Genomic DNA, 23,594 nt, shown 5'->3' on the forward strand with positions numbered 1-23,594 from the left:
CTCGTTCGTCAGTGACTTCGGTGTGCGGCGTTGGCTAAGCGGTGGTGCCACGCCTGCGGTTGAGCGAGTTGCGGATGATCAGCGTCAGCATCAGCAGCGCGCCGCCGACGCCGATGCCGCTCAGCGCGACGATGATCGGCGGCCAGTCGAGCCCCGGCGGCGGGGTGACGTCGGTGTTCATCTCCTTCGCCTGCGGCGCCTTGAACCCGGCTGCCTCGGCGGGCAGCACCGCGGTCAGCGCGGCGACCGGGTTGATCATGCCGAAGCCGACCTTGTGGTCCCGGCCGGACGCGTTGCCGGGGTGCAGTGCCGTGGCCTTGAGGCGGTCCATCACCTGACGCGCCTTGAGGTCCGGGAACCGTTCGCGCACCAGCGCCGTGATGCCGGCGACGTACGGGGCCGCGAAGCTCGTGCCCTTGATGTCCTGCACGCCCTGCGCGGTGACGTTCGCGTTGGTCAGGCCCTTGCCCTTGGGGTCGACGGAGATGATCTCCTCGCCCGGCGCCGCGATGCTCACCCACGGGCCCCAGACGCTGAAGCTCGAGACCGCGCCGGACCGGGCGATCGACGCCACCGACAGCACGTCGTTCGCGAACCACGCGGGCGACGAGATCGAGTTGACGTTGGCGGGGTCCAGGTTGTCGTTCTGCCTGGGGCAGCCGGCGCCCTGCTCGTTGAGGTTGCCGGCCGCCGTCACGACCACGGCGTCCTTGACGTCCACCGCGTACCGGATGGCGGCCTGCAGCTTCTGGTCGTCCGCGCTGAAGCCCTTGGGGGTGCCGCAGTTCGTCAGCGAGATGTTGATGACCTTGGCGCCCTGGTTCGCCGCGCGGACGATGGCCTTCGCCAGCGTGCCGACCTTGCCCGCGGTGGCGCGCTTCTCGTTGTTCGCGTCGCCCTTGAACTCGAACCGGTCGCTGGTCTGGCGGATCGCGAGGATCGTCGCCTCCGGTGCGGCGCCGACGAAGTCGCCCTCGGTCTTGGCCGCGGCGGCGACGCCGGCGACCTCGGTGCCGTGGCCGTCGCAGTCGTCCGTGCCGTTCTTGTTGCCGTCGACGTACTCACCGGCACCGACGACCCGGTTGCCGAAGCGCGGGTTCTGCGGGTCGACGCCCGTGTCGATGATCGCGATCTTGATGCCCCTGCCCCGCGCGAACTTGTGGGCCTGTTCGAGGTTCAGGTAGACCTGGCCCCAGGGCATGTACTCGATGAGCTCGCTCTTGGTGTCGGACTCCACGCACCCCTTGTTCGTGCGCTCGTACTTCACGTCCGGCTTGCCGTCGTCGGCCGGGGGCTCGGTGTTCGGCGGCAGGTCCGGTGGCACCGAGTTCGGTCGGACCTGGGCCGGGGCCGAGGACGGCTGAGCGGAAGCCTGCGGCAGCGCTCCCGTCAGCAGCAGCATTCCGGCGGTCACGGCCGCCGTGGTGCGCCTGATGCCGGTCCTCATAGCGTGATCAGACCCCGGAAGACGGCGTACATGTCCATCACCGCCAGGGCCAGCGGCACGACCGAGGCGATCAGGACCGCCTCGATGATGTCGACGGTCCTGCGCAGCGGCGGCGAGAACTTCTGGCCGGGGAACACCACGCCGAGCACGAGCGCGAGGGCGCCCAGCAGCAGCAACGCGCCGAAGACGAAGGCGATCCGGTCGAACGCCGACGAGGTGATCAGCCAGCCGAGCAGGATGCCCGCGCTCGCCACCATGCCGGTCGACAGCAGCGCCACGGCCTGTGCGCCGTTCGCGTACGCACGGCCGCGCATCATCAGCACGATCGCGACGACCACGGCGTAGATCGGGCCCCAGACGGTGCCGGCGGACGCGGCGACGATGGCGGCCAGCGCCGCGACCGTGCCGGTGCCGATGATCATGCCGGTCAGGTACTCGTGCGCCACCGCGGTGCGGCGCTCGATCACCGCGTACTCCGGGAAGCCGCTGTCCTCCTTGAGGTCCTCGGCGTTCGTCGGCACGACGGGCGGCGGGATCTTGGCGAGCTGCAGCGTCAGCCTGGGCAGCAGCGACAGCGCGCCGAGCGCCACCGCGCCGGTCGCGGCGGCCACGCCGGGGAGCGGGTGCTCGACGAACGTCGCGACGAGGAACGCGAGCGAGACGAACGTGCCGGCCGTGGCCGCGGCGATGAACACCGTGATGCCCTGGCCGATCAGCAGGATGCCGCCCCACGCGAAGATCATCAGCAAGGCCGAGGCGAGCAGCATCTTCGGGCTGAAGCCGACACCGGGCACCGCGTGGTAGCCCGCGACGAACGCCATCGGCAGCGAGCCGCACGCGGCGATCAGCACACCGGTCGACGCCGATCCGTAGGCCCGCGAGATGGTCGCGCCCGCCGCCAGCGCGGCGACGGCGCCGACGGCGCCGGCGATGGCGGCGGCGAGCCCGCTGCCCGCGCCGCCCGCGGTGATCGGGCCGGACAGGAAGAGCGCCACCGCGGCGGCGATCAGCGCGAGCGCGCCCGCGATGTGGCCGAACCGCTGCGCGGTCTCCTTGGTCCAGGGCCGGAACGAGTCCGGGTCGGACTCCGCGATCGCGTCGACGACGTCGTCGTACAGCGGCGGCGGCGGGTTCTCGTTGCGGCGGCGCAACTGCAGCAGCTCACCGTCGACGACGCCGAGCGAGGCCAGCGTGCGCGCGGGGTCGAGCGGGCTGTCGCCGAGCTTCGCGAGGCACCAGCCACCGTGCCGGACGCCACCGTCCGGAGTGGCTTCTCTCGCCATGTCCAGCAGCATCGGCAGGAGATCGGCCACCGCCACGTCGGCGGGCAGCGCAACGTCGATACGCGTTCGAGGTGCCACCACCGTGACACGGCTGAACACCGTCGTACCGGTCGCCACCAGGGCCCCCTAAGTCTGATCAGCTCTTGCAAACGATGTGCCCGACCCTATTGGTCCACTCGGACGCTCGGCGGGCGGCCCTAGTATGGCCGCACCGGCACCTTTCGCACGTGTGGTTCGCAGAACACGTCCGACTGGGTTTTTTCCCGACCCACCTTCGTGACGCGCGCGGATGCGCAATAGTGTCGGTTGCTACTGGTGGCGTAACAAGAGTCGAAGAGGTGCCTGTCAGTTGAGCACGCTGCAGTTCAAGCGAACGGCACGCCTTGCTGCTCCCCGGCCCCCGGGCGGTGAGGTCCACCTCGAGCCGCCGCCAGAGGTCCCCCGGATCATCCCCGGCAACATCATGATGAAGGCGATGCCCGTCGTCATGATCATCGCGTCCGTCGGCATGATGGGCATGATGTTCGTGTTCGCGCCGCGGCAGCCCGCGGCGATGATCATGCCGGGCATGATGATGATCTCGACCATCGGCATGATGGCGAGCGGCATGGGCTCGGGCAAGGGCCAGAAGAAAGCCGAGATGAACGAGGACCGCAAGGACTACCTGCGGTACCTCGGCCAGATGCGCGACCGCGCCCGCGAAGCCGCCGACGAGCAGCGCGCCGAGCGCGAGTGGGTGCACCCGGACCCGCAGATGCTGTGGTCGCTCGCCACCACCCGCCGCATGTGGGAACGCCGCCAGAACGACCCCGACTTCTGCCACCTGCGCGCCGGACGGGGCTCGCAGCGCCTCGCCACCCGCCTGGTGCCGCCGCAGACCGGGCCGGTCGAGGAGCTCGAGCCGATCGCGACGCTGGCCCTGCGCCGGTTCGTGCGCGCCCACTCGCTCGTGCCCGACCTGCCGATCTCCATCGCGCTGCGCGGGTTCGCCGCCGTCGGCCTGCTCGGCGACGTCGAGGACCGCCGCGACCTCGCGCGCGCCCTGCTCGCCCAGCTCGTCACCTTCCACGCCCCGGACGACCTGCTGATCGCGATCGTCAGCGCCGGCCGCACCAAGCAGCTCTGGGAGTGGGCGAAGTGGCTGCCGCACGTGCAGCACCCCACCGACATCGACGGCATCGGCCAGCGCCGCATGATGGCCAACTCGCTCGCCGAGATCGAGGCGATGCTGGACGAGAACCTGCGCGACCGGCAGCGGTTCACCCGCAACGCCCCGCCGCCGCCCGACCAGCCGCACATCGTGATCGTCATCGACGACGGCGACATCAGCCGCGAAGAGATGATCATCCTCGAGGAGGGGCTGGTCGGCGTCACGCTGCTCGACCTGTCCGAGTGCCTCGGCAACCTGACCGCCCGCCGCGGGCTGCGCCTGGTCGTCGAGAACAACCAGCTCGGTGCCCGTTCCGCGAGCGGTGTCGAGTGGTTCGGCGCGCCGGACCGGCTCTCCGTCGTGGAGGCGGAGGCGCTGGCCCGCAGGCTCTCGCCGTACCGCATGGGCGCCGCCGGCGAGGCCGGTGGCGACAGCGGCGAGGACCCGTTGGCGATGAGCAACAACCCGCCGCTGCTCGAGTTCATGGGCATCCCCGGCGACCCGATGACGTTCGACGTGCAGCAGGCGTGGCGGCCGCGGCCCAAGCGCGACCGCTACCGCATCCCGTTCGGCATCGGTGAGCACGGCCAGGCGGTCGAGCTCGACATCAAGGAAGCGGCCGAGGACGGCATGGGCCCGCACGGCCTGTGCATCGGCGCGACCGGTTCCGGCAAGTCGGAGTTCCTCCGCACCCTGGTGCTGGGCCTGCTGGCCTCGCACTCGTCGACGGCGCTCAACATGATCCTCGTCGACTTCAAGGGTGGTGCGACGTTCCTCGGCCTGGACAAGGCGCCGCACGTCGCCGCGACCATCACGAACCTGGCCGGCGACCTCACCCTGGTCGACCGCATGAAGGACGCCATCGCCGGTGAGGTGTCGCGCCGCCAGGAGGTGCTCGCGAAGGGCAACTACAAGAACGTCTGGGACTACGAGAAGGCCCGCGAGAACGGCGCCCAGCTCGACCCGCTGCCCGCGCTCTTCATCTGCATCGACGAGTTCTCCGAGATGCTGACGGCGAAGCCGGACTTCATCGACATCTTCCTCCAGATCGGTCGTGTCGGCCGGTCGCTGCAGATGCACATGCTCCTCGCGTCGCAGCGCCTGGAGGAGGGCAAGCTGCGCGGCCTGGACACGTTCCTGTCGTACCGGATCGGTCTGAAGACGTTCAACGCGGCGGAGTCCCGCGCGGCGATCGGCGTGCCGGACGCCTACGAGCTGCCGCCGATCCCCGGCTCCGGCTACCTGAGCGTGCAGGGCATGCCGCTGACCCGGTTCAAGGCGCTCTACGTCTCGGGCACCTACCGGCCGTCGGGCATGCAGTCCGCCGGTGAGTCGGTGGCCGTGCGCAGCGACAAGCGCCCGCGGTTCTTCGTGCCGGACTTCATCGAGATCCCGAAGGAGCCGGAGCGGCCGGTCGAGCCGGTCCCGGTCGCGGTCGCGCCGGTCAAGGAGGACGCGAACGAGCCGACCCAGCTCGAGCTCATCGTCAACCGCCTCGTCGGCCAGGGCCCGCCCGCGCACGAGGTGTGGCTGCCGCCGCTCAACGAGCCGCCGACGATGGACACGATGCTGCCGCCGCTCGACGTGACGCCGGACCGCGGTCTCACCTCACCGGGCTACCCGGCGAACAGCACGCTGCAGATCCCGGTCGGCGTGGTCGACAAGCCGTTCGAGCAGCGCCGCGACCTGCTGTGGGCCGACTTCTCCGGCGCCTCCGGCCACGGCGCGATCGTCGGCGGCCCGCAGTCGGGCAAGTCGACGCTGCTGCGGACGATCATCGCGTCGATGTCGCTGACGCACACGCCGCAGGAGGCGCAGTTCTACTGCATCGACCTCGGTGGTGGCACGCTCGCGTCGATGGAGGACATGCCGCACGTCGGCGGGTTCGCCGGCCGTCTCGACGTCGACAAGGTCCGCCGCATGGTGGCCGAGCTGCAGACCCTGATCACCGAGCGCGAGCTGCGCTGGCGCGACCAGCGCATCGACTCGATGGCCGAGTTCCGCAACCGCAAGCGCCGCGGGGAGATCCACGACGACGCCTTCGGCGACGCGTTCCTGATCGTGGACGGCTGGATGAACTTCCGCCAGGAGTTCGAGATGGTCGAGCCGCAGGTCCAGGCGCTGGCGGCGCAGGGTCTGTCCTACGGCGTGCACGTGATCGTCGCCGCCAACCGGTGGGCGGAGATCCGGCCCGCGATGAAGGACCTCCTCGGCACGCGGTTCGAGCTGCGCCTCGGTGACCCGAGCGAGTCCGAGATCGACCGCAAGGTCGCCGTCAACGTGCCGCCCGGTCGTCCCGGCCGCGGTCTCACCGGTGACAAGCTGCACTTCCTCACCGGTCTGCCGCGCATCGACACCTCGCAGGACCCGACGACGATCTCGTCCGGTGTGCAGGACCTCAGCGCCAAGCTCAACCAGTCCTGGCAGGGCCCGCGCGCCCCGCAGGTCCGGATGCTGCCCGACCTGCTCGACTACGGGCAGTTCATGGCGCAGGTCCAGCAGGTCAACCCGAACCGCGGCCACCTGGTCCCGGTCGGCGTCAACGAGGACGAGCTCGCGCCGGTCTTCATGGACTTCGACGCGGACCCGCACTTCTTCGCGCTGGCCGACGGCGAGTCCGGCAAGACGAACCTGCTGCGCACGATCATCCGCGGCATCATGACCAGCTACACCTCGTCCGAGGCGCTGATCCTGCTCGCGGACTACCGCCGCACGCTGCTCGGCTTCATCGACACCGACCACCTGCTGAGCTACGCCGTGTCGTCGGCGCAGCTCACGCAGAACATCCAGGAGGTCAGGGGCTCGCTCACCAAGCGCCTGCCCGGACCGGACGTCACGCAGGAACAGCTCCGCAACCGTTCGTGGTGGACCGGCCCCGAGGTCTTCATCGTCGTCGACGACTACGACCTGGTGGCCCCGCAGGGCGCCGCGAACCCGCTGCAGCCGCTGGCGGAGTTCATCCCGCAGGCCAAGGACGTCGGTCTGCACGTCGTCGTGACCCGCCGCATGGGTGGCGCGTCCCGCGCGCTGTACGACCCGGTCCTCGGCAAGCTGAAGGAGATCTCGGCGCCGCTGTTCGTCGGGTCCGGTTCGAAGGAGGAGGGCAACATCGTCGGCAACCTCAAGCCGTCGCCGCAGCCTCCCGGCCGGGGCACGATGGTGACCCGCAAGCACGGTCAGCAGCGCATGCAGTTCGCCTGGATCCAGCCCGACTAGTTCCCGCTCGACGACTTCGTGGGTGGTCCCGCCGTTCGGCGGGGCCACCCACGAGTCTTTTCGGGCAACGAGAAGTGGGCCCGCGGCCGAAGCCGCGGACCCAGCCGAACAGCAGGGGACTGTCCGGTTCCCCCATGACCGGTTCCGCCCTGACCGGCCCACTGGGGAGGGAGCCGGCCGGGTGGACACCGGCGAACGTGACACCCCCCAGAGCTTCGTTGTCACCTTCGCCTTCCGGCTGATCAGTACTGTGCCCGGTGGCGCTCACACTTCGGTCACACCGGGCCCGCGTCCCCGGTCACCACACACGGGTGTCGCTGGGGAAGGAGGACCGGCGAACTGCGCGCAGGGCTCGCGTGGCGGCTACCGCGCCTCGGTCGACGTGCCGGAGCCGGACCGGCTGCTGTTCCGGTCACTCGTCGCGAGTGGTGACCTCACCGCGGTGGGGTTGTGGCGCGGCCCGATGCCCTGCGCCGGCACGACGTACCGCCGATGCCCCTGCGCGGATGAGCCGGCCCGGCCGCGGTGAAGAGGGAGGTACCGCGACGGACCGGCCGGTCGCGGTGCTGGTGGCCCCCCAGAACCCTTGCCACCAGCACCGCGGGGAGAACTCTGCCCCACCCCGCTCACACTTCGCTCACACCTCGGTCACACACCGTCTAAACTGGCCTTGACCTGGGGGGATGTGTGCGAGCCGAGTACCGCGTGCTGGGGCCGCTGGAGGTGCTGCTCGACGGCGAGACCGTACCGGTGCCGGCCGGGCGGTGCCACGTGCTGCTGGCCGCGTTGCTGCTGCGGCCCAACCGGTTGGTCCCGGTCGACGAGCTGGTCGACCGCGTCTGGGACGGCGAGCCGCCCACGGCTGATCGTGCGCACAAGACGTTGCAGCAACTGGTGCGGCGGCTGAGGGTCGCGCTGGGCGACGCGGACTGCGTGCGCACCCGGCCGGGTGGGTACCAGGCGGCCGTCGAACCGGACCAGCTCGACCTGCTGCGGTTCCGCGCGTTCGTCGGCTCGGGCGACTTCGGTGCGGCGTCGGCGTTGTGGCGTGGACCGGTGCTCGGCAACGTGCCGTCGGACCGCCTGCACCGCGAGGACGTGCCGCAGCTCGTGAACGAGCGGCTCACGGTGCTGGAGCGGCGCATCGACGGGGACCTGGACCGCGGCCTGGCCGGGGAGCTCGTGGCCGAGCTGCGGTCACTCGTCGCCGACCACCCGTTGCGGGAGTCGTTCTGGGGGCACCTGGTGCTCGCGCTGCACCGGTCGGGACAACGCGCCGAGGCGTTGGCCGCGTACCGGGAGGTCCGGGAGAAGCTCGCCGACGAGCTGGGTGTCGATCCCTGTCCGGCGCTCCAGCGGCTGCACCGGCAGGTCCTGCACGCCGAGGTGCCGCGGGGGAGTCGCCGCCGGCTGCCGCGGCAGCTACCCGCGGGCGTGCGGAACTTCGTGAGCCGCCACGAGGAGCTCCGCTTCCTGCAGGAGGCGGCGGGGGTCACGGTCGTGCACGGCGTCGGTGGCGTCGGGAAGACGGCGCTGGTGCTGCGCTGGGCTCGTGCGGCGAGGGAGCGGTTCCCGGACGGCGACCTCTACGTGAACCTGCGCGGGTTCGACCCCGAGGCCCAGCCGGTCGACCCGGCGGCGGCGGCCGAGATGCTGCTCGTGGGACTGGGCGTGGACGACGTCCCGGCCACGGCCGAGGTGCGCTTCGCGTTGCTGCGCTCGACGCTGGTGGACCGGCGGCTGCTGCTGGTGCTGGACAACGCCGCCTCGTCCCGCCAGGTCCTCCCCCTGCTGCCCGGCGCGGCCGGAGTGCGGGTGGTGATCACGAGTCGCAACCAGCTCCGCGCGCTCGTCTCACAGCACGACGCGACGGCGATCGGCCTGCGGCAGCTCGATCCGGAGGCGGCCCGGTCGTTGCTCGCCGCCGTGCTGGGTGCGGACCGGCTCGACGCCGAACCGGAAGCAGCGCGCGAGATCGCCGAGCGGTGCGCGGGACTGCCGCTGGCGCTGCGGGTCTTCGCCGAACGCGTGTCGCGGTTCCCCGGCACGTCGCTGCGCGAGTTCGTCGCGGAGCTGGTGGGTGCGCGGCTGGATGCCTTGAGCGACTTCGACGACGTCGACGTGCGGACGGTGTTCTCGTGGTCGTACCGGGCCCTGGACGAGGAGGCGGCGCGGATGTTCCGGCTGCTGTCCGTCCACCCCGGACCCGACTTCGACGTCACCGCCGCCGCCGCGCTCGCCGGTGTGCCGGTGGCCCGGGCGCGCAGGTTGCTGGAACGACTCGTCGCCGACCACCTCGTGCAGTCGCGGACGCCCGGCCGCTACGACCTGCACGACCTGCTGCGCGCCTACGCGGCCGAGCTGTGCGGGGACGACGAGGCGGCCGCGCTGCGGCTCACCGAATGGCAGGTCCACACCCTCGAGAACGCCAGGGCGTTGGAGAGAGGGCAGATCGTGGTGCACGCGGACGCGATCACGTCCGGTGTGGTGCCGCAGGAGTTCACCGCGCGGTTCGACGCGATCGCGTGGGTTCGGCAGGAGTGGGACAACCTCCGCGCGGTCCTGCACATGGCACTGGGCCGCGGGTGGGGGCGACTCGCGATGATGATCCCGACGCACCTCGACATGTTCACCGTCTTCAACCGGTCGCGCCGGTCGGAAGCCGTCGAGATGTACGAGGCCGTCCAGCAGTTCGGAACAGCCCGCGAACAGGGAATCCGGCTGTTCAAGGTGGCCGGCCTCTACACCGACGTCGGCCGCTTCGACGACGCGCTGGCCTGCTTCGCCGGGGCGCTGAGCTTCGCGCGCGAGGCCGGTGAGCGGGACACCGAGGCGGCAGCGCTCATCAACCAGGCCCTGCTCCACACCGCGCTGAACCGGCCGGCGGACGCGCTGGACAGCGCGCGACGGGCAGCCGGGATCAGCGCCGAGATGGGGGACCGGTACCTGGAGAGCGCCGCCAGGGCCAACATCAGCTTCTACCTGAACAGGCTCGGCCGTTACGAGGAAGCCCTCGAGGAAGCGGAGCGCGCCGCCGTTCTGGTCGCCGAGCTGGACGACGACTACCTGACCGCGCGCGTGTGGGCCCTGCAGGGCAGGGCACTCGCCACCCTCGGCAGGTTCGGCGAGGCGGCGGACCGCCTGAGCGCCGCCGCGGAGGTCATGGTCAGGTTCGGCGACGCCGACAACGAGGCCGTGGCGCTGGAACACCTGGGAATCGCCCTGGCCGGTCTGGGCCGGCGCGGGGAAGCCTCCGCCGCGTGGCGACGCGCGATCGGTCTGTGGCGTGATCGGGATGACCCGGAAGCGGAGCAGCACGCCGCGCGCGTGGCGGGGCTCGAACGGGAGAAGGGGTCCTGAGCCGACCGAGCCGCGGCCTCGGCACGGTTCTGCGCAGCGCCACCCCCGGCTGCGGCGTCACGGAGAAGCGTCAGCCGGGTGGCTCTCCTCACTGTTCTCGATCTCTTCCAGCCCCAGCCGGACCTCTTCCGCGATGGCCAGTCCGCTGCGCTGGGCGAGCGTCAGCGCCTCCCGTGCACAGGACAGCGCCGTGGAACGATCCCCGGTGCGGTTGAGGACCTGGGCACCCCGGTACAGGACCTCGACCTTCTCCAGCACGCCCGCCGACGACAGGGCGTCGGAACCGAGAACATCGCGGTAGATCTCCACGGCCTTGGCCATGTCGCCCAAACCGGCATAGGCCTGCGCGAGGGTGTCCTTGAAGGTCGGTGGTGGCTCGCCGAACTTCGCCTGCAGCTCGATCCCCTCCTTGGCCACCACGACCGCTCGTGCGTGATCGCCCTTGCGGACGAGCGTCCACGCGAGACTGTTCGTGGACATCGCCAGCCCGGCCTCGTTGCCGATGCGGCGCCACTGCTCGGCGGACGCCTCGTAGTAGTGCACCGCTTCGTCGTGATGACCTTGCCAGAGGTGGGTGCTGGCCAACTCGGCCGAGCTGACCGCGATACCGCGCTCGTCGCCGATCTCCCGCCGGAGGCGGAGCGCCGTGTGCAGCAGGTCCAGTGCCTGCTCGTAGTTGTGGGTGCTCTTGTGGGTCATGGCCAGTGCGTGGAGGGCGACGCCTTCGGCGTACCGGTTGGCCAGCCGGCGGGCCGCACTGAGCGCGATGGTGTTGACCCGCAGGAAATCTTCGGTCGATCCGTGGACGTACAGGTAGCCCCACATGGCGCAGGACATCTGCCACGCGTGTTCGAGATACCCTTCCTCCAGCGCGAACTCGCAGAGCTCGATCAGCACGTCGTGTTCGCGGCGACACCACGAGAGCGCACCGCTCTTGTCGTCGAAATCCGCCAGTTCGACAACAGGATCGCGGTCGGTCAACGGCAGCACGGCGCGGATGGTGCGCAGGATGCTGTAGCTGCGGTCCAGCGTGTGCAGGTGGTGGTCCAGCAACCGCACGACGGCAGCACGTCGCTGCTCTTCGGACTCCTCGGCCATCGCGCACTCGTGGGCGTGCAGCCGGAGCAGGTCGTGCAACGAGAAGCGCAGCGGTGCGTGCTCCTCGACCAAGTGCGCTCGCGACAACGCCCTCAGCAACGAGAGCGCGCGCTTGCTCGGCACTCCGAGCAGCGCGCCCGCCGACTGGGGCGTGAAGTCCGCCCGCGGCGCCAGCCCGAGCACCCGGAACATCCGCCGTTCCTCCGGCGGGAGTGCCGCGTAGGACAGGTCGAACGCCGCCCGGACGGCCGACTCCGGGTCGTCGGTGATTTCCAGCTCCGCCAGCCGGTCGCCGGTCCTGAGCTGCTCGACCAGGTCCCGCACGCCGAGGTGGGGCTCGTTGGCGAGCAGCGAAGCGGCGATGCGCAACGCCAACGGCAGACCGGCGCACAGCTCGGCGAGTGCGGCGACGGCTTCGGGCTCGGCCCGAGCCCGGTCCGCGCCCATCACCCTCTCCAGCAGCTGTGCCGCTTCGTCCGGGGGCAGCACGCTCAGCCTGAGCACCTTGGCGTCGTTCAGGGCGACCAGCCCGCGCAGGTCGGACCTGCTGGTGATGATGGCGACGGACCGGCCGCCGGTCGGCAGCAGCGGTCGTGCCTGGTCCGCGGTGCGCACGTTGTCGAGCAGCACCAGCACCCGGCGGCCGGCGAGCAGGGACCGGTAGAGGCCGACCCGCTGGGTGGTGTCCGCCGGGATCTCGCCGGAGGAGATCCCCAGCCCGCGCAGGAGCTGGCCGAGAGCGTCGTGGGGCGTCATCGGCTCCTCGCGGTCGTACCCGCGGAGGTTCAGGGCGAGCTGCCCGTCCGGGAACCGGTTGCGCACGCTGTGCGCCCAGTGCACGGCGAGCGCGGTCTTGCCGACACCGGCCGAGCCCGCGATCGCGGAGATGACCACCGCCTGACCCGCGTTGCCCACCGGCAGCAGGCGGTCCAGCCGGGCGAGCTCACCGGTGCGGCCGGTGAAGCGCAGGAGATCGGGCGGGAGCTGCTGGGGTACGACGATGTCCCGCCGCACGGCCAGGTCCGGCTCGGCGCGCAGGATCGACTGGTGCAGCTCGCGCAGCAACGGGCCGGGGTCGATGCCCAGCTCGTCCGCCAGCAGGTCGCTGACCTGCCGGAAGGCCTCCAGCGCCGCCGCCTGCTGGTCCGACCGGTACAGCGCGATCATGAGCTGTGCCCAGAACCGTTCCCGGAGCGGGTGTTCGGCTGTGAGGGTGCGCAGCTCGGGCACGAGGTCGGCCGCCCGGCCGCGTTCGAGGTCCAGCTCGATGCGTCGCTCCAGCGCGGCCAGCCGTTCCGCCAGCAGCGGCGGGACGTCGTCGCGGTGCAGGCCGTCCGAGGAGACGTTCCGCAGCACGGGGCCACGCCACAGCGCCAGGGCCGCGTGTGGGCTGTCACCGGCCAGTTCCCTGAACCGCAGGAGGTCGAGATCCCCGACCTCGGCGACATAACCGTTCGTCGTGGTGGAGACGCAGTTCGCCGGCCCCAGCGCCTGCCTCAACCGCGTGACGGTCATCTGCAGCGTCTTCGCCGCCCGGTCGGCCGACGGTGGCGAACCGTCCCACAACCGGTCCACGAGGGTGTCGACCGACACGAACTGGTTGGGGCGCAGGAGCAGGGTGGCGAGCAGCACGCGGCCCTTGCCCGCCGGGATGACGACTTCCTCGCCGTCCAGGAGAACTTCCAGCGGGCCCAGCACCCGGTACTCAGCTCTCCGCACGAGGGGAGTCTAGTGCGTCGCCCACGGCTGGAACGGTTCTCCGCGCGCGGGTTCACCGGTCGCTCACCAGGCAGGAAGGCAGATCCGCGGAGCCGGCGTCCGCCGCCCGGGAGCGCGGGCCGGCCGGAACCGGTCAGCGCGCGGGTCCGGACCCGGTGGGGCGAGGTTGGCCATCCGTGTCGTCCAGGCCGGTCGCATCGGGTAAGCATGTGCGCGGAGGAGGGGAAGGTGCATGAGCCTGCACGTCGCGGTCGACTTCGGCACGTCGAGCACCTGCGTCGCCGTCTCGGTGCACGGGCGGGAGCCGCAGGTCGTCGTGTTCGACGGCCAGCCGCTGGTGCCGTCCGCGGTGTTCGCCGCCGCCGACGGGACGCTGTTCGTCGGTCACGAGGCCGAGCGCCAGGCCGCGGTCGACCCCGCCCGCTACGAGCCGCACCCGAAGCGCCGCGTCGACGAAGGCGAGTTGCTGCTCGGCAGTTCCGTGCTGCCCGTTGTGGACGTTGTGCGCGCGGTGCTGGCTCGTGCCGTGGGAGAAGCACGGCGCGTTGGTGGTGGGGCGCCCGTCGATCTCCTCGTGCTGACTCATCCCGCCGACTGGGGCACGGTGCGCACTCGCGTCCTCGTGCAGGCAGGGCGCGGGCTCGGTCGTGAGCTGGTCCTCGTGCCGGAGCCCGTCGCCGCGGCCGTCTTCCACTCCGCGAGCCACTCCGTTCCGGACGGCGCCGCGCTCGCCGTGCTCGACCTCGGCGGCGGCACGGTCGACGCGAGCGTCGTGGCGCGCGCGGGCAGGAGCTTCCGGGTGCTGTCCACCAAGGGTGATCCCGGCTTCGGCGGCGCCGACATCGACCAGGCGCTGCTGGAGCACCTCGGCGGCCTCGTCGCGGCCGGGGACCCCGAGGCGTGGCGGCAGCTCGTCGAGGGGCGCGAGATGGCCGACCGGCGCAAGCGGCGGGTGCTGCGGCAGGACGTCCGGGGCGCCAAGGAGACGCTGTCCAGGCACGCCTACACCGACGTGCCGATGCCGCCGCCGTTCCCGGACGCGCACGTGACGCGGTCCGACCTGGAGCAGCTCATCACCGCGCCGCTGGGCAGGGCCGCCGCGCTGGTCGGTGCCGCGATCCGCGACTCCGGCCTCGCGCCGGGACAGCTCGCCGGGGTGTTCCTGGTCGGCGGGTCGAGCCGGATCCCGTTGGTCGCGCGGCTCGTGCACGACCACACCCGAGTCGTGCCCACGAGCATCGACCAGCCGGAGACCGTGGTCGCCAGGGGCGCGCTGCGGGCGGTCAGCCTCGACCCGGAGCGGACCGGTGGGATGGCGCCGCAGCAGCACACGCCCCCCAAGGGCGGTCCGGGTGAGATCACTCACAACATCCGGGTCGGCGACGACACCACCCGCAAGATCACCCGCCGGATCACCCCGCCGCCGCCCGGCCAGTTCCGCGCCCCCTTCCCCGCACCGCCGCAGCCGGCGCCGAGGAAGAGCAGGACGCCCCTGTTCGTCACGATCGGTCTCGTGGCCGTGCTCGCCGCGGCGGGCGTCGGCGGCTACCTGTGGCTGAACCGCGAGAAGGCGCAGCAGCGATCGGAGCCGCCGAGCGACCGGATCGCCGTCTACGACTACAGCTTCATCCCGCCCGCGGGGTGGGAGCAGACCGGCGGCGCGGCACCGGACCGGCAGGTGCTTTTGCAACCGGTTGATCGCGAGAATTCCGATGGCAAATCGCCGGAAGCGCGTATTGCTGTGCAGGAGCAAACTCTCACTTACGACAGCGACAAGGACCGCCCTCGCGCGCTGAGCGAGTTGCGGAAGACCTACGACCAACGTGTGAACAATGGCGACGACGTGACCGGTTTCACCGACAGCGCCACATTCGCGGAAAAATCCGTTGTTCACTATCGCGAAGTGGTCGGCGCGACCGGCGTCGACTGGTACATCCAGTTCCGGGGCGAGGTCCAGGTGAGCGTGGGCTGCCAGGCGGCGCAGGCCGTGCGGGACCAGGTCAGGACCGCTTGCGAGCAGGTCGTCCGGACGCTCCTCATCAAGTCGTGACCACGCACCACCAGGGAGTCGCCGATGTCCGCCAGTGAGGCTCTGAGCCGGTTCCGCGCCGAGGTGGGAGCCGCCGTTACCCGCGCCCGCCGAGCCGCGGGCGAGGTAGGTGAACGCAACGCGAAGCTGCGGGAACGCACCCGTGATCTGGCCGAACGGGCGCGTGCGCGCACGGCGGGACCAGGTGCCCCTGCCACCTCCGCGCAGCTCAGGGAATCCGCCACGGCGTTCCGGCGGGACCGCGGCCTGCCGGTCGAGGAGGTCCCGGACGCTTCCGGGGCCGCGGAGCGGGCGTCCGCCGGTCCTGTTGAGACGGAACCGGTCGCGCTGGGGTCGGTCGCCGTCGCCGGTCCGAGCGGTCAGCTCCCTCCTGCGAGTGACGATGACGAGGACTTTTCGCAGTCGCGAATCCTCTATTGAACCTTCCGGCGCTCGTGGCCCGTTTACTTGAGCAACTACTTGGAACCTTCTGCGGACAAGACGGAACCGGCGTGGCAGGGTTCCCGTCAGAAGAGGCGTACGAACCAAGTGGTACGACCTACGCACCAAACTAAGGGGATCTGACAATGGCTGGTGGCTTCACCGCGACTCCGCAGGAGATCGCGACTCTCGCCAAGGACGTCAACAACGCCAGGTCGGAGTTCGACGGCATCCTCCGCTCGGTCCAGTCGACCTGCGAGACGCTGCGCGGCTCGTGGGAGGGCCCGGCGGCCCAGGCGTTCAGCAAGCTGATGGAGCGCTACCGCGAGAACCAGACCAAGCTGCTCAACGCCCTCGAGGTCATCGGCGAGGGTCTCGCCGGCACCGCGCAGGACATGGACGTGCGTGAGGACGAGCAGGGCTCGTCGATGACGGGCATCGCCGGCCGCCTCGGCTGATCTTCCCGGTTCTCGCTCGGCAAGCACCTCTCCATCCACAGACTTCTTCGGTACTTCAAGGGGACAAGAGCAATGTCAATCAAGGTCACGTTCGGCGAGCTGATGAGCGCCTCGTCGCAGATCTCCAGCGCCCACAACAAGATCAGCGGCGAGCTGGAGGCCCTGGAGGGTCGCGTCAAGAACGTGCTCGCCGGCTACGACGGTGAGAGCTCCGAGGCCTACAACAACGCCCAGCGCGAGTGGGACACGGCCGCCAGCGACCTGGCGCAGGTGCTCTCCTCCATCGGTGTCGCCGTCCAGCAGGCCGCCGAGGCCTACCAGGAGGGTGAGCGCCGCAACGCCTCCCGCTGGGGCTGAGCCGGCCGCTAGTCGCCAGACCCCTCGCGAGCCCCGGAACCACGTGGTCCGGGGCTCGCGTACGTCCGGAGCGAGGTGGGTGGGAGGACCCGTTTTGGTCCCCGTGCCACCCATCCGGTATCTTCTTACGTTGTTGTGCGGTAGCTGGCGCCCATGTGTGCCGCGCCTGTCTCGGAACCTCCGCTTGGCAAGTCCAAGATCGGTCTGGGGCAACCGCCGCAGTGACCCCAGACGCAAGTGACGACGAGGTAGATCCGTGCGCACGTACAGCCCGAAGCCCGGTGAGGTGACCCGCACCTGGCACGTGATCGACGCCCAGGACGTGGTGCTCGGCCGGCTCGCCACCCAGGCCGCGACGCTGCTGCGCGGCAAGCACAAGCCGACCTATGCCCCTCACGTTGACACCGGTGACTTCGTTGTCATCATCAACGCGGACAAGGTCGCCCTGACCGGCTCGAAGCGGGACCAGGAGTTCCAGTACCGCCACTCCGGCTTCCCCGGCGGTCTGCGCAAGCAGTCCTTCGGCGAGGTCCTGGACACCCGTCCGGACCGCCTGGTGGAGAAGGCGATCAAGGGCATGCTGCCCAAGAACCGCCTGGGCCGTCAGATCGCGAACAAGCTGAAGGTCTACAGCGGACCGAACCACCCGCACGCGGCGCAGCAGCCGCAGGCCTTCGAGATCAAGAAGATCGCCCAGTGAGCGACGAGTACACCGAGGAAGTTCCTGTGACCACCCCTGAGAACGAGACCCCTGAGGTCGAGACCCCCGAGGTCGAGGCTGAGGTTGTCGAGGCCGAGGTCGTCGAGGCTCCTGAGGCCGAGGCCGACGAGGCCGAGGTCGAGGAGACCTCCGCGCCGGTGGTCGCGCCCTCGCTGAACGGCGCCGCGCACCTCGCGCAGACCGTCGGCCGCCGCAAGGAGGCCGTCGTCCGCGTCCGCCTCGTGCCCGGCACCGGCAAGTTCACGCTGAACGGCAAGGCCCTCGAGGACTACTTCCCGAACAAGGTGCACCAGCAGCTCATCAAGGAGCCGCTCGTCACCACGGAGAAGCCCGAGACCTTCGACGTGATCGCCAACCTGCGTGGCGGGGGCATCACCGGCCAGGCCGGTGCGCTGCGTCTCGCCATCGCGCGTGCGCTGATCGCCGTCGACTCCGAGGACCGCCCGGTGCTCAAGAAGGCCGGCTTCCTCACCCGTGACCCGAGGGTCAAGGAGCGCAAGAAGTACGGTCTGAAGAAGGCCCGCAAGGCGCCTCAGTACTCCAAGCGCTGATGCTCCGCCGCGGAGCGAGCCTGGTCTGCCTTCGGCGGGCCGCCGCTCCTCCGCGGTGACTGCGGGGACACTCCGCACCCCGAGCGTCACCACGCTGTACCCGTGGGAGCAGCAGTTCACCTCGAACTGCTGCTCCCGTGGTGTTTTCCGGGTCTTTCCCGTCGCCTCGCAGTGTCCAATTCGGAGGATTCATGGCCCGCCTGTTCGGCACCGACGGAGTGCGTGGTCTCGCCAACGCGGACCTCAGCCCTGAGCTCGCGATGTCCGTCGCCGCCGCAGCGGCACGCGTGCTCGCCGAGCACGACCGCAGCCACCGCCCCGTCGCCGTCGTCGGCCGCGACCCGAGGGCGAGCAGTGAGATGCTCGACGCCGCCGTCACCGCGGGCCTCGCCTCGGCCGGAGCGGACGTGCTGCGCGTCGGCGCGCTGCCGACTCCCGCCGTCGCGCACCTCGTCGCCGCGCTCGGCGCCGATCTCGGCGTGATGATCTCCGCGTCGCACAACGCGATGCCGGACAACGGGATCAAGCTCTTCGCCGCCGGCGGTCACAAGCTGCCCGACGAGGTCGAGGACGAGATCGAGCGGCTCATGGGCACCGGCTTCGACCGCCCGACCGGCGCCGCCATCGGCCGCGTCCGCGACGTCCCCGACGCCGAGACCCAGTACGTCGAGCACCTGCTCAAGGTCACCCCGCACCGCCTCGACGGCCTCAAGGTCGTGGTGGACTGCGCGAACGGTGCCGCGTCGGTGGCCGCACCGGACGCGTACCGCCGCGCCGGCGCCGAGGTGATCGCGATCAACGCGACCCCGGACGGGCTCAACATCAACGACGGCTGTGGTTCCACCCACATCGAGGTCGTCGCTGCGGCGGTCCGCGAGCACGGCGCCGACCTCGGCATCGCGCACGACGGTGACGCCGACCGGTGCCTCGCCGTCGACGCCGAGGGCAACCCGGTCGACGGCGACCAGATCCTCGCCGTCCTCGCGCTCGCCATGCGCGACGCGGGCGAGCTGTACGAGGACACGCTCGTCGCCACGGTGATGAGCAACCTCGGCCTGCACCTCGCCATGAAGGAAGCCGGCATCCGGCTCCGCACCACCGCCGTCGGCGACCGCTACGTGCTGCAGGACCTCAAGGCCGGCGGCTACTCGCTCGGCGGCGAGCAGTCGGGTCACGTGGTGCTGCCCGCGCACGCCACCACCGGCGACGGCCTGCTCACCGCGCTGCGCCTGATGGCCCGCATGGCCGAGACCGGCAAGCCGCTCGCCGACCTCGCCTCGGTGATGCGCCGCCTGCCGCAGGTGCTGATCAACGTGAAGGTCACCGACAAGGCCGCGGTCGCCCAGGCCGCGACGGTCGGTGAGGCCGTCGCCGCCGTCGAGGCCGAGCTGGGCGACACGGGCCGCGTGCTGCTGCGCCCGTCCGGCACCGAGCAGCTCGTGCGGGTGATGGTCGAGGCGACCAGCCACGAACAGGCCGAGTCGGCGGCGCGGCGGCTCGCGGATGTGGTTTCCTCAGTGCACTGAGGACTGATCGGGGGCCGGCTGTGAGCGTGCTGATGCTGTTGATACTCCTGGTGCTGGCGGGAGGTCTGACGGCGGTGGTCGTCGCCGTCGTCGTGGCGGCGAAGAAGAAGCCGGTCCGGCCCCCGCACCCGCCCCAGCAGCCGCCCGCGCGGAACGGGTGGTGACCCGTCGTGAACTTCGGACCGGTCCACCTCCTGATCACCCTGTTCGTCCTGGCCCTGGTCGTGGTCGCGGTGATCGTCGTGATCACCGTGAAGAACCGGGGCAAGCGGTCCCGGCAGCCGCAGTTCCCGCCTGGCCAGGGCCACCCGCCCCAGCAGCAGTGGCACCAGGGACAGCAGCCCTGGCAGCAGGGGCCGCCCTCCGGTCAGCAGCACTGGCAGCAGGGGCCGCCTCCCGGTCAGCAGTACCCGCAGCAGGGGCCGCCCTCCGGTCAGCAGGACTGGCAGCAGGGACCGCCTCCCGGCCAGCAGCAGGCACCCCCTCCCGATCAGCAGTGGCCCCGGCAACCGCCTGGTCAGCAACCACCTCCGCCCGCTCAGCGGTGATCTCCGGCGGCCCGGGCCGGGTCGCTGTTCACTAAGGCAACCGACCTCGCGAAGCCCGGGCCGGTGCGTGACCCGAGCTGGCACTGTATGGCGGAACCCCGCTGAGCCGAACTGCGTCAGATCGGGGACTAGGGGAGGCAGGAGCACATGTCTGGCTATCAGGCGAACGCCGGCGAAATGATGTCGTCCGCGACGACCATCCAGGGCATCGCGACCGAGATCGAGAACTACAAGGCGAAGATCACCGCGAGTGCCGTGAGCGAGAAGGACTTCGGTCGCGCGCACACCGCCGGCGGCGCCAAGTACAAGGCCGGCCTGCCGAAGATGGCCGAGGCGATCGGTGCCTACTCCGCCGCGATGAAGGGCCTCTCGGACAAGCTGCGCGAATCCGCGAACGGCTACGAGTGGACCGACGAGGCCAACGCCGCCAACCTCAGCAAGCAGGGGAGGTAGTCGCAGATGCCCACCTGGGAAGAAGTCAAGAAGCTCTGCGACAACCCCGAAGTCCCGCCGGAGCAGAAGAAAGCCCTTCTCGAGGCGTATTACACGACCGAGATGGACAAGGACGTCACCGGCACGCACAACGATGAGCTCGAGAAGTACCTCGACGACTACGACATCTCCTACGGTGACGGTTTCGGCCAGTCGCTGTCGAACTCCCTGCCGTGGTCGGACAGTTCGGAAGAACGGCTGAACAACGCCTACGACATCGCGAAGAAGTCGGGCGAAGCCGGTCAGAAGAAGATCGACGACCACAACAACGCCAAGAAGGCCGGCCAGAACACGCTGGACCAGTCGGAACAGCGCGCGGCCGACGGCGGCGCGGGTGTCGGCAACTCGAACTTCCTGCTCGACGCCGGAGCGCCGGGCCTCAAGTACTTCGAGAACTTCCTCCCGGTCTACGCGGAGGCGAAGTCCGTCATCGGCGTCGGCGCGGACGTCAACACCGACTTCAACAACGTCAAGACGCTCTACGACGAGCAGCGCGACATCGACTTCCACAGGATCGACGAAGACATCGTGGAGATGCGGCAGGTCTCCACCAACCTGCGCACCCAGCAGGCCGACTCCGAGAAGTCGATGTCGAAGCTGTGGTCGACCTGGGACGGTCAGGCGGCGGACAACTCCCGCGCCTTCGTCGCCGACTTCTCGAAGAAGGCGGCCGCCGTCGCCGACGGCGTGAACCACATCGCCGACGCGACGCGCCTGGCGTGCCATACCGTCTCGCAGCTCGTGAACGACAAGGCGAACACCGTCCTCAACGGGGTGGGCAGCCCGTTCGACATCGCGGGCAAGACGCCCCCGCAGATCCGCGAGATCATCCAGGCCGCGGACACCGAGGACGAGGGCGTCCTCAAGCGCGCCGCCGGGCACGTCGGCATCCAGATCGACGACGGGGCGTGCGACGACGACGTCTGGAAGGGCGAGGTCCGCAAGGGCTGCCGGGAGTGGCTGCAGACCACCTTCCACAAGGACGTCAGCACGAAGTACAAGAGCTTCGAAGAACTCTGCAAGAACACCAAGAAGGCGGTCGACGACGCGTGGAACGCGCTCGGCGCCGAGATCGACAAGATCAACACCAAGCCGTTCGAGCCCGCCAAGGAGCAGCCGGCCCAGAAGCCCGCCGAGAAGCCGGGTGACAACACCGGCGGTGGCGGCAAGGACCAGCCCGGCAGTGGCGGCGGTTCGACCGGCAGCGGTGGCGGCTCGCCCGGCGGCGGCGCGGGCGGCGGTGCGCCGCAAATCCCGAAGCCGGAGAACCCGCTCGACGCCAACGGTGACGGCAAGCCGGACGTGCCGGGCGACACCGACGGCGACGGCAAGCCCGACGACCTCGACGGCGACGGCAAGCCGGACAACCAGCCCAAGCCCGAGGAGAACCTCGAGTCCGTCACGGTCCAGGCCGGCGACAACACGATCAAGGTCACGGAGCCCGACTCGAACGGGCACGTGAAGATGACGATCGACACGCCGAAGGGCGAGCCGAAGACCTACGACCTCGACTTCAGCAAGAACCCCGAGGCAGCCAAGGCGCTGATGGGCCAGAACGGCGCCCAGGCCATCACGGCCATGGCCGGCCAGCTCACCGCCTCGGCAACGCCCCACGCCTCGCCGGCGTCCGCACCTGTCGCCGGCGGCACGCCCGCGCCCGGTGTCGGCGCGGCACCCACCGCCGGGCCGCCCGGCTCGGAGTCCAACCCCATCCCGGTCGAGGTCGGCGCCGACGGCAAGATCCACATCGAGCAGGACGGCGTGAGCTTCACCGCCGAGGTCGACGCCGCCACCGGCGAGATCAACCTGACCGCGGACGACGGCGACGGCACGCCGGACCGGATCGGCGTGAGCTTCGGCGAGGACGAGAACCCCGCGGCCGGTGGTGGTGGCGCGGGTGGCGGCATGACCGGCGACCTGCGGCTCGACGAGCCGCTGACCCTGCCGGAGCGGGACTTTCCGCAGGCGGTGCCCGCGCAGGGCGAGTTCCAGACGATGCCCGCGCAAGGCGAGTTCCAGGCCGTGCCGGCCCAGGCCGACTTCCAGACGATGCCCGCCCAGGCCGACCAGGTCTGGAGCCCGCCGGGCCAGGACGGCGCGCCGAACATCGCCGAGCGCTTCCAGGACTCGGCGGCTCGCAGCTTCATCGAGGACAACGGCATCATGCCGAGCCTCGGCGAGCCGAGGCCCTCGGCTGACGGCCCGCTCCTCGCGCAGACCGCGGTCGCGTCGGACAGCACGATGACCTCCGGTGTCTCCTTCACCGGCGGAGGGTCGTCCAGCGAGTCCGTGCTCGGCGGCTCGGCGCCGGCCGACAGCGCGTGGAGCACGCCGTCGCAGGGCGACAACGGCACCTCCTTCAACACGAACGCCTCCGAGGCGGGCCAGGCGGGTTCGGCGAACCTGCCGTCCCTGCAGGACGCCCACGGCCAGCCCGCGTCCGGTGCCGCGTCCGGCGGCATGATGGGCGGCGGGATGATGGGCGGCGGCATGATGGGTGGCGGCGCCGGTGGTCAGCAGGGCGGCGACAGCGAGCGGGGCGCGAGCCAGTGGCGCACCACCGGTTCGTTGTTCGACGAGGACAACAGCAATCCGCTGAGCGCAGCCCAGGGCGTGCTCAGCGGTGACGACGGCAACCGGGGTGGTGGCTGGTGAGCGATCTCGACCTCACCGCGTTCAAGGCGAAGCTGTCCGGCATCAGGTCGGAGCACTCCTCGCGCATGGCCGACGCCAGGCAGAAGTTCGACGAGTCGACGAAGGCGACGCAGGAGAGCCACGACAAGTTCGCCGACCGCAAGCAGCGGCTCACCGAGCGGCTCCGCGAGATGGCCCGCACCCAGCGAGGCGAGGGCCAGCAGAAGGACCGCGGCAAGGAGCTCTCGTTCGGGCTGGAGGACGAGACCGCCAGTCCGCACGACGACCTCGCCGAGGAGATCGCGCAGATCGAGAAGGAACGGCAGGAGCGCGAGATGCGCGCCCAGTCGGAGGCCTTCATGCGCGGCCGGCAGGAGCCGGTGCAGCCGCAGGTGCGCCAGCCCCCGGCCGTCGCGCAGCCGGTGGCGCCCCCGCCGCCGGTCCGCCAGCCTCCCGCGCCTCGTCGCCCGCGGCCGCCGGTCGACGATGACGACGACCTGAGCAACCAGAGCTGGCTTTCCTGACGCTGAACGACGAACGCCCCGGGTCCACGCGGACCCGGGG

The 23,594-nt window shown here is 70.7% G+C and carries 17 protein-coding genes; 14 read left to right on the forward strand and 3 right to left on the reverse strand.

Going from position 1 to position 23,594, the window contains the following annotated elements; genetic code table 11:
• Nucleotides 1-34: 34 nt before the first annotated feature.
• Both mycP and eccD read right to left on the reverse strand, forming a co-directional pair.
• Nucleotides 35-1,447: a type VII secretion-associated serine protease mycosin gene (gene mycP, locus BMW88_RS03980; protein WP_089949081.1), complete on the reverse strand. Its 1,413-nt coding sequence runs from the start codon at nt 1,445-1,447 to the stop codon at nt 35-37.
• Nucleotides 1,444-2,847, reverse strand: a complete 1,404-nt coding sequence (eccD, locus tag BMW88_RS03985; RefSeq protein ID WP_089949082.1) for a type VII secretion integral membrane protein EccD — start codon at nt 2,845-2,847, stop codon at nt 1,444-1,446. Before eccD ends, mycP begins: the two co-directional genes overlap by 4 nt.
• 232 nt (nt 2,848-3,079) lie before the next feature.
• Here eccD and eccCa point away from each other — a divergent pair, with 232 nt between their 5' ends.
• Together eccCa and BMW88_RS03995 are read left to right on the forward strand one after the other, a co-directional pair.
• Nucleotides 3,080-7,096 carry a type VII secretion protein EccCa gene (gene eccCa, locus BMW88_RS03990; RefSeq protein ID WP_089949084.1) on the forward strand — a complete coding sequence of 1,339 codons (4,017 nt, stop codon included), beginning with the start codon at nt 3,080-3,082 and terminating at the stop codon, nt 7,094-7,096.
• Nucleotides 7,097-7,783: 687 nt separating this feature from the next.
• Nucleotides 7,784-10,456, forward strand: a complete 2,673-nt coding sequence (locus tag BMW88_RS03995; protein WP_089949086.1) for an AfsR/SARP family transcriptional regulator — start codon at nt 7,784-7,786, stop codon at nt 10,454-10,456.
• 57 nt (nt 10,457-10,513) lie between these two features.
• Here the strand turns inward: BMW88_RS03995 and BMW88_RS04000 are convergent, their stop codons facing one another.
• On the reverse strand, nt 10,514-13,273 hold the full coding sequence (locus BMW88_RS04000; RefSeq protein ID WP_089949088.1) for an AfsR/SARP family transcriptional regulator: 2,760 nt from the start codon (nt 13,271-13,273) through the stop codon (nt 10,514-10,516).
• 232 nt (nt 13,274-13,505) lie between these two features.
• Here BMW88_RS04000 and BMW88_RS04005 point away from each other — a divergent pair, with 232 nt between their 5' ends.
• From BMW88_RS04005 to BMW88_RS04055, 12 genes are all read left to right on the forward strand, one after another.
• A complete protein-coding gene (locus BMW88_RS04005; RefSeq protein WP_089949089.1) occupies nt 13,506-15,323 on the forward strand; it encodes a type VII secretion-associated protein in 1,818 nt (605 codons plus the stop codon).
• A gap of 24 nt (nt 15,324-15,347) precedes the next feature.
• Nucleotides 15,348-15,743 carry a hypothetical protein gene (locus BMW88_RS04010; protein WP_089949091.1) on the forward strand — a complete coding sequence of 132 codons (396 nt, stop codon included), beginning with the start codon at nt 15,348-15,350 and terminating at the stop codon, nt 15,741-15,743.
• A gap of 146 nt (nt 15,744-15,889) precedes the next feature.
• Nucleotides 15,890-16,201, forward strand: a complete 312-nt coding sequence (locus tag BMW88_RS04015) for a WXG100 family type VII secretion target (protein ID WP_089949092.1) — start codon at nt 15,890-15,892, stop codon at nt 16,199-16,201.
• A 72-nt stretch (nt 16,202-16,273) separates the two neighbouring features.
• Nucleotides 16,274-16,558, forward strand: a complete 285-nt coding sequence (locus BMW88_RS04020; RefSeq protein ID WP_089949094.1) for a WXG100 family type VII secretion target — start codon at nt 16,274-16,276, stop codon at nt 16,556-16,558.
• Between the two features lie 256 nt (nt 16,559-16,814).
• Entirely contained in the window at nt 16,815-17,258 is a 444-nt protein-coding gene (gene rplM, locus BMW88_RS04025; protein ID WP_030472013.1) for a 50S ribosomal protein L13, read from the forward strand.
• A 26-nt stretch (nt 17,259-17,284) separates the two neighbouring features.
• Nucleotides 17,285-17,830 (forward strand): 30S ribosomal protein S9, encoded by a 546-nt coding sequence (gene rpsI / locus BMW88_RS04030; protein ID WP_089949095.1) that lies wholly within the window; start codon nt 17,285-17,287, stop codon nt 17,828-17,830.
• A gap of 191 nt (nt 17,831-18,021) precedes the next feature.
• Nucleotides 18,022-19,356, forward strand: a complete 1,335-nt coding sequence (gene glmM, locus BMW88_RS04035) for a phosphoglucosamine mutase (RefSeq protein WP_089949097.1) — start codon at nt 18,022-18,024, stop codon at nt 19,354-19,356.
• A 32-nt stretch (nt 19,357-19,388) separates the two neighbouring features.
• The gene (locus BMW88_RS43940) at nt 19,389-19,520 is read left to right on the forward strand and encodes a hypothetical protein (RefSeq protein WP_281249356.1); all 132 of its coding nucleotides are present in this window, start codon (nt 19,389-19,391) and stop codon (nt 19,518-19,520) included.
• Between the two features lie 6 nt (nt 19,521-19,526).
• Entirely contained in the window at nt 19,527-19,904 is a 378-nt protein-coding gene (locus BMW88_RS04040) for a hypothetical protein (protein WP_089949098.1), read from the forward strand.
• Between the two features lie 147 nt (nt 19,905-20,051).
• A complete protein-coding gene (locus BMW88_RS04045) occupies nt 20,052-20,357 on the forward strand; it encodes a type VII secretion target (protein ID WP_089949100.1) in 306 nt (101 codons plus the stop codon).
• A 6-nt stretch (nt 20,358-20,363) separates the two neighbouring features.
• Entirely contained in the window at nt 20,364-23,051 is a 2,688-nt protein-coding gene (locus tag BMW88_RS04050) for a WXG100 family type VII secretion target (protein ID WP_089949101.1), read from the forward strand.
• Nucleotides 23,048-23,554, forward strand: coding sequence for a hypothetical protein (locus BMW88_RS04055; RefSeq protein ID WP_089949103.1), 507 nt, complete (start codon nt 23,048-23,050; stop codon nt 23,552-23,554). The genes BMW88_RS04050 and BMW88_RS04055 overlap by 4 nt, the downstream gene beginning before the upstream one ends.
• Nucleotides 23,555-23,594: the final 40 nt, after the last annotated feature.

It is taken from the genome of Lentzea xinjiangensis, assembly GCF_900110955.1.
Classification (GTDB): Bacteria; Actinomycetota; Actinomycetes; order Mycobacteriales; family Pseudonocardiaceae; genus Lentzea; species Lentzea xinjiangensis.